The organism is Methylobacterium bullatum (genome assembly GCF_014845095.1).
In the GTDB taxonomy this organism is placed as follows: Bacteria; Pseudomonadota; Alphaproteobacteria; order Rhizobiales; family Beijerinckiaceae; genus Methylobacterium; species Methylobacterium bullatum.
In genome coordinates this window covers 51,719-57,718 of sequence record NZ_NKUG01000047.1, presented here as the reverse complement: position 1 = coordinate 57,718, position 6,000 = coordinate 51,719, and the positions used below count along the sequence as shown (strand labels likewise).

The following is a 6,000-nucleotide window of genomic DNA, read 5'->3' as shown; positions in this document are numbered from 1 at the left end:
CCCCCCTCCCCCTTGGGGGGAGGAGTTGGAGGTTGGGGTGGTTGGGTTACCCTCAGCCGTCGGAGGCTGGCGGAGCCACCCCCACCCCTGACCTCTCCCCACAAGGGGGAGAGGGACGCGCTCGTTTCCCGATGCAGCCGTTACTTGGCTGCCGTCTGGTACTCGCCGACGCTCGGATCGTCGTACGGACCCTTGCCGTTCAGCGAGAACACCATCACGCCGCCGCCCATCTGGGTGTAGTTGGCGAGCTTCTTGAAGGCGCCCACCGCGCCGAGACCGGCCGTCGGATCCTGAAGGTCGAACACGAGGCCGACACCCGGCCATCCGCCGACGCCGTAGTAGATGGCGACGTATTGATCACCCTTGTGGCTGTAGGTGATCGGGTAGCCGATGGCGCCGGACGGCATCTTGAACTTCCAGAGAAGGTCTCCGTTGTCCGAGTTGCGCGCCTTGATGTAGCCGTCCAGCGTTCCGTAGAACACGAGACCGCCGGCGGTCGCCGTCGTCCCGCCCCACACGGCGAAGCGCTCCATCTTCTCCCATTTGAACTCGCCGGTGATGGCGTTGTAGCCCTTGATCTGGCCCAGACCTTCGTAGTTCTGGCGATCGCCCTTCGGGCCGGGATACATGTTCAGAGTGGCGCCGACGAAGAACTGACCGGCACGGTAGGGAAGCATGAAGGGCTCCCAATCCATGCAGATGTGGTTGATGCCCATGAAGAAGAGCTTGCGCTCGGGATCGTAGGAATCGTGGCCCTGGTTGTGGTAGCCCATCGCCGAGGGACAGATGTCCTTCGCGAGGTGGTCCATGCGGGTGCCGTATTCGGGATCGCGCACCGGCTGGCCGGTCTTCAGGTCGACCGACTTGAACACGTTGACGGTGTCGTCGATCTTGTTGGCCGAGACGAGCGAGCCGTCCGTCCGGTCGAGCGTGTAGACGATGCCGTTCCGGTCCGGATGGGTCAGGAGCTTGCGGTCCTTGCCGTCCTTGTCCTTCTGGTTCGACAGCATCATCACGTTGACGCCGGCGTAATCCCACTCGTCGTGCGGGGTCTTCTGATAGCCGAACTTGGCCTCACCCGTATCGGCGTCGCGACCGAAGATGGTCATCGTCCACTTGTTGTCGCCGGGACGCATGGTCTCGTTCCACGGCGCCGGGTTGCCGGTGCCGAAGTAGATCAGGTTGGTGCCCGGATCGTAGGCGTACCAGCCCCAGTTGGTGCCGCCGCCGATCTTCCAGGCATCGCCCTCCCAGGTGGAGGTGCCGAGGTTCTTCTGGCCGTAATGGGGGTTCTTGATGTTGAAGTCCGCACCCAGCAGCAGGTCCTTGTCCGGGCCGGTGGCGTAGGCGCGCCAGACCTGGGAACCGGTCTTCACGTCGTAGGCGGTGAGGTAGCCGCGCACGCCGAGCTCGGCGCCCGAGGAGCCGATGATGACCTTGTCCTTCACCACGTAGGGGGCGATGGTCAGGGTGGAGCCGACCTTGATGTCGGAATTCTCGACCTTCCACACCGTCTCGCCGGTCTCGGCGTTGAGCGCCATGACGTTGCCGTCGAGCAGGGTCTTGAGGATCAGCGCCGGGGTCTTTCCGTCGCCGGGCCAGTAGGCCAGACCGCGGTTCACGAGATCGCAGCAGGCGACGGCGCGGGCGGCCGGGTTCTGCTTGGGCTTGTCCTGCCAGAGGATCTTGCCCGGATCGTCGAGGGCGAGGGCGAACGTGTTGTTCGGGAAGGAGGTGTGGATGTACATCTTGTTGTCGACGACGACGGGCGCGCCCTCGTGGCCGTTGAGCAGGCCGGTCGAGAACGTCCAGGAGACCTTGAGGTCCTTCACGTTCGTCGTGTTGATCTGCTTGAGCTTGCTGTAGTTGTCCGAGTCGTAGTTCTTGCCCGGCATCACCCAGTTTTCATCGCTGTTCGACAGATCGATGAGCTTGTCGTTGGCTGAGGCGATCCCTGACAGTCCGATCGGTGCCAGGGCCAAGACGGCCAGCACCGAGACTGAATTCAGTAACCTGTTCATTCTGCGTCTCCTGCCCTTCTGCCGCGTGCTCGACCCCAGGGGATCGGCCGCAGCCATTGCTTTCGCCGGTTCAGCAAACAGTCAGTCGATCAATGTTATGAACGTATTTATAAGAATAACCTAACGCTGGCCGCTCTTATAAAAGACTTATTACTGATCCATCGGCTAGCTATATAATCATTTGCTTTGCCTGATGTCTTTAGCCACTTCAACCTTTTTTTACAGGACGATTTGGCAACTTGAACCATACCTTTGTGCAGCTGTTCCGGGTCGATCCGGAAGGCATCCGTCGATGCGCCACATGCGGGCGGGGCCGGTCTTTCCCTGCGGGTCGAAGGGCTTAGCCGGCTCGGCGATGGCGATCCGCGCGATGGGGCGATCCGGCGTCCGGCAGGGCATCATGCCTGCGCGCAGAGGCCCGGCGGTCATAATGCGCAAGATTTTTGCACCGTTCCGCGTCAGGAAAAGCGTCCTGTGCCCTCGAACCCACGCTTTACTCAATGTGGACCGGCGCTAAACTAAGCCCGGGTAGGAAACAAAAACGAGACATGCCGATGATCAGAAGAACAACTGCGCTGGTGATTTGCCTGATTGTCCTGCCATCCATTGCCAATGCGGCACGGTTGACCATGGATGACAAGGTGTCGCGCTGGCCCCGTGCCTCCACGGACGAGAAGATCGATTTCGCCACGCGCATGGGCAAGGCCTTCTCCAGCCTCAACGCCGAGCTCGACAAGAACTACTTCATCCGCTGCCTGGAAGAGACCGCGAACATCGGCAATCCGGGCGAGATCAAGCTGGAATCGGCGGTGAAGATGTGCGTGTCCGTGAAGAAGGACCCGCCGGAATAGGCGGCCTTGGCGCAGGCCCGTGTTCAAGGCGCGAGGCCACGGATTCCGAACCGCCCTCCTCCCCGGATCGAGCGGCGATGGCGCAGCATCAGCATCGGTTCACATCGCAGATGACCCATGTCGCAGCCGACAGCTCGATCCGCCGGAGGCACCGTGCCCGGTTCCGCCTGACACCCGGAGCGGCCCTGGCCGGCCTCGCGCTCATGGTGGCGGGGGCGGCGTCGGCGGAGGAAGGGCGCATGGCCGCTCTCTATCCGCATGACGGGCGCCGCGACCTGACCGGCGCCGACATCACACGCTATCCCGGCGCGGGCGTCCTCTTCTGCCATCGCCGGCCGGACGGCATCCCCCAGAAGGCGGCGGCGGCCTGGCTCGTGGGGTCGCCGCGTCTCGTGGTGATGAACGCGCACAATTTCCGCAACCGCCGCATGGAGGTGACGCGGGAGGTGGAGGATTGCTTCTTCCAGATCGGCGGGCGGAATTACGGCTTCGTGCCGGCGAGCCTGCGCCTCGGTGCGGCGCCCGACGCCAAGGCCCTGCACATCACCGACGATTGGGCCCTGCTCGATCTCACCGAGGCGGTGGTCGGCGCGCCGCCGCAGCCGGTCCCCGACGCTCCGACCCTCGCCACCGGCATCGCGGAGATCCCGGTGGTGATGGTCTCACCCGGCGGGCACGAGAATTATCGTGGGCCGAGCAGCACCGAGACCTGCGCGATCCACCAGATCGATCCGCCGACGGAGGACGACATCCGCCGCGCCCGGCACAATTGCAACGACGGGTTCGGCGGCTCGGGCTCCGGCCTGTTCGACCTGTCGGGCCGTCTCGTGGCGATGCAGAGCGCCTCGCTCTCGATGAATTCGCGCCGCCCCTTCGACCTCGAGTTCCATTACGGCTCCGCCCTGCTGTTCGAAGGCGCCCTCCTGGCGGCGATCCGGCAGGCCGTGACGGCGGAGGGCGAGGCCGCGAAGACCCGGTGAGGCGCGGGGGCGTCTCACCGCCTGAGTCCGTCGTTTTTCCAGGGCTTTACCTCATCCTGAGGTGCCGCGAAGCGGCCTCGAAGGAGGCTTCCAGGGATCGCTGTGGCGTCTGGAGGGCTCCTTCGAGGCCCGCTGACGCGGGCACCTCAGGATGAGGTGGTCCGCTGGGATGATCGGCTCCGGCATGAGCATCCGATTAAACCGGCGCTCAGTGCACGGTCGGCGCCGGCTCCTCCGGCGCGAGGGTGACGACTTCGGAGAACGGGAATTCGAGAACCGTTTCCCCGGCTTCGTCGGTGACCACCAGGATGGCTCCCATCAGGCGGGCCTGGGCCTCCGATTCGGCCATCGTCGCCTGGATCGTGTCGCGGGCGACCTCCCAGGCATGGTCGGCATCCCGCAATTCGGTGCCGGTGGGATCGGCGATGACCTCCCGGCCGATATGGGTGTGAAAGAAAAATCGGGGCATCGGCGCGTTCGATCCGCTCGAGGAACAGCTGCCATCACCTGTAAGCTGCGGCGCGGCGGCGCAAGGCCTGACGGCCCAACCTATAGGGCGAAACAATCGTCCGCGCCTCCTCAGCCCCGAGCCAATCGCGAATGACGCTGGGAATAGGCGGCATAGATCACCAGGGCGGCGCCGATCCAGATCGCGAAGAGCAGGTAGGTGTCCCGTGGCAGCGCCGCGATGAGCGCGAGGCAGCAGGCGAGGCTCGCGAGGGGCACGAGGGGGTAGAACGGCACGCGAAATCCCCGCGGCAGGTCGGGCCGCGTTCGGCGCAGGATGACGACGCCGAGGGAGACCGCCGAAAAGGCCACGAGGGTGCCCATGCTGGTGAGGTTGGCGAGCACGTCGAGGGGGACGAGGGCCGCCAGCGCGGCGACGAAGAGCGCCACCACCAGCGTGTTGGCGTTCGGGCTTCGGGTCCGCCGGTCCACCCGCTGGAACAGCGTCGGCAGCAGCCCGTCCCGGCTCATGGCGAAGAGGATGCGGGTCTGGCCGTACATCGTCACCAGGGTCACGGAGAAGATGGAGGCCACCGCCCCGATCGACAGGACGAGGGCCGGCCAGGCCGTCCCGGTAACATTGCGCAGGATCACCGCCAGCCCGGCATCCTGCCCGGCAAAGTGCGTCCAGGGCTGGGCTCCGATCCCCGCGAGGGCGACGAGGAGGTAGATCGCGGTGACGATGACCAGGGAGAGGAGGATGCCCAGGGGCAGCGTGCGGGCCGGGTCGCGCACCTCCTCGCTCGCCGTGGAGATCGTATCGAGGCCGATATAGGAGAAGAAGATCGTCGAGGCGGCGGTGCCGATGCCGGCAAGCCCCAGCGGCGCGAAGGGCGTGAGGTTCGCAGGCCGGAACGCCGTGAGGGCGACGACGGCGAAGAACACCAGCACGGCGAGCTTCAGGACCACGAGAACCGCGTTGATCGCGGTGGATTCGGCGGCACCCCGCAGGAGCAGCAGGGTGCACAGGCTGATGAGGACGATGGCCGGCAGGTTGACGTAGCCGCCCCGGCCGGGGGGCTGGCTGATGGCATCCGGCATGGTCCAGCCGATGAGCGCACCGAAGACCTCGTTGAGATACTGGCCCCATCCGACGGCGATGGCGGAGGCGGCGACCGCGTATTCGAGGAGGAGGCAGGCCCCGACGAGGAAGGCCGCGAGTTCGCCCAGCGTCGCATAGGCATAGGAATAGGACGAGCCCGAGAGCGGAAGCGCCGAGGCCAGTTCCGCGTAGCAGAGCGCCGTGAGTCCCGCCGTGACGGCGGCCAGCACGAACGAGACCAGGATGCCGGGGCCGGCCTCGGGCACCGCCGCGCTCAGGATCACGAAGATGCCGGTGCCCACCGTGGCGCCGACCCCGAGCATGACGAGGCGGAACAGGCCGATGGAGCGTTCGAGGGGCCGGGCTCCCGCGTCGGTATCCTGTGCCGTGGGCGAGACGGGTTTCCGCCGCAGCACCGCCCGGCGCCAGTCGCTTCGTCCCTCGTCCGATCCGATCACCGACCCCATCGCTACACGACCTCACAGCGACCGGGACGAGGGGTGCCGATCTTGTTTCTTTGCTAACGGCAGCAAGCGCCATGCCGCCTCCCACGACTCCGAGGGCGTGATCGAACGGATGCCGAGACTGGTCCCGATCCT

Annotated in this window: 5 protein-coding genes; 2 read left to right on the top strand and 3 right to left on the bottom strand. The window is 65.5% G+C overall.

All coding sequences use genetic code 11. From position 1 onward, the window contains the following. Positions 1-140: 140 nt before the first annotated feature. Positions 141-2,021: a methanol/ethanol family PQQ-dependent dehydrogenase gene (locus MBTS_RS07115; protein WP_056146245.1), complete on the bottom strand. Its 1,881-nt coding sequence runs from the start codon at positions 2,019-2,021 to the stop codon at positions 141-143. 548 nt (positions 2,022-2,569) lie between these two features. On the opposite strand from MBTS_RS07115, the gene MBTS_RS07110 reads away from it, so the two are divergent. Both MBTS_RS07110 and MBTS_RS07105 read left to right on the top strand, forming a co-directional pair. After that, positions 2,570-2,872, top strand: a complete 303-nt coding sequence (locus MBTS_RS07110; RefSeq protein WP_238253793.1) for a hypothetical protein — start codon at positions 2,570-2,572, stop codon at positions 2,870-2,872. A 77-nt stretch (positions 2,873-2,949) separates the two neighbouring features. Next, complete coding sequence (locus MBTS_RS07105) at positions 2,950-3,852, top strand: trypsin-like peptidase domain-containing protein (RefSeq protein WP_192215305.1); 903 nt, start codon at positions 2,950-2,952, stop codon at positions 3,850-3,852. Positions 3,853-4,060: 208 nt separating this feature from the next. Here MBTS_RS07105 and MBTS_RS07100 read toward each other — a convergent pair whose 3' ends face one another. Beyond that, the gene (locus MBTS_RS07100) at positions 4,061-4,321 is read right to left on the bottom strand and encodes a DUF6894 family protein (protein WP_018044538.1); all 261 of its coding nucleotides are present in this window, start codon (positions 4,319-4,321) and stop codon (positions 4,061-4,063) included. 110 nt (positions 4,322-4,431) lie between these two features. Then, positions 4,432-5,868 carry an amino acid permease gene (locus tag MBTS_RS07095; RefSeq protein ID WP_192215304.1) on the bottom strand — a complete coding sequence of 479 codons (1,437 nt, stop codon included), beginning with the start codon at positions 5,866-5,868 and terminating at the stop codon, positions 4,432-4,434. Positions 5,869-6,000 lie beyond the last annotated feature (132 nt).

Coding starts and splice junctions, on each gene's coding strand:
- MBTS_RS07095 (WP_192215304.1), bottom strand. CDS start 5,868: ATGGGGTCGGTGATCGGATCGGACGAGGGACGAAGCGACTGGCGCCGG.
- MBTS_RS07110 (WP_238253793.1), top strand. CDS start 2,570: ATGCCGATGATCAGAAGAACAACTGCGCTGGTGATTTGCCTGATTGTC.
- MBTS_RS07105 (WP_192215305.1), top strand. CDS start 2,950: ATGGCGCAGCATCAGCATCGGTTCACATCGCAGATGACCCATGTCGCA.
- MBTS_RS07115 (WP_056146245.1), bottom strand. CDS start 2,021: ATGAACAGGTTACTGAATTCAGTCTCGGTGCTGGCCGTCTTGGCCCTG.
- MBTS_RS07100 (WP_018044538.1), bottom strand. CDS start 4,321: ATGCCCCGATTTTTCTTTCACACCCATATCGGCCGGGAGGTCATCGCC.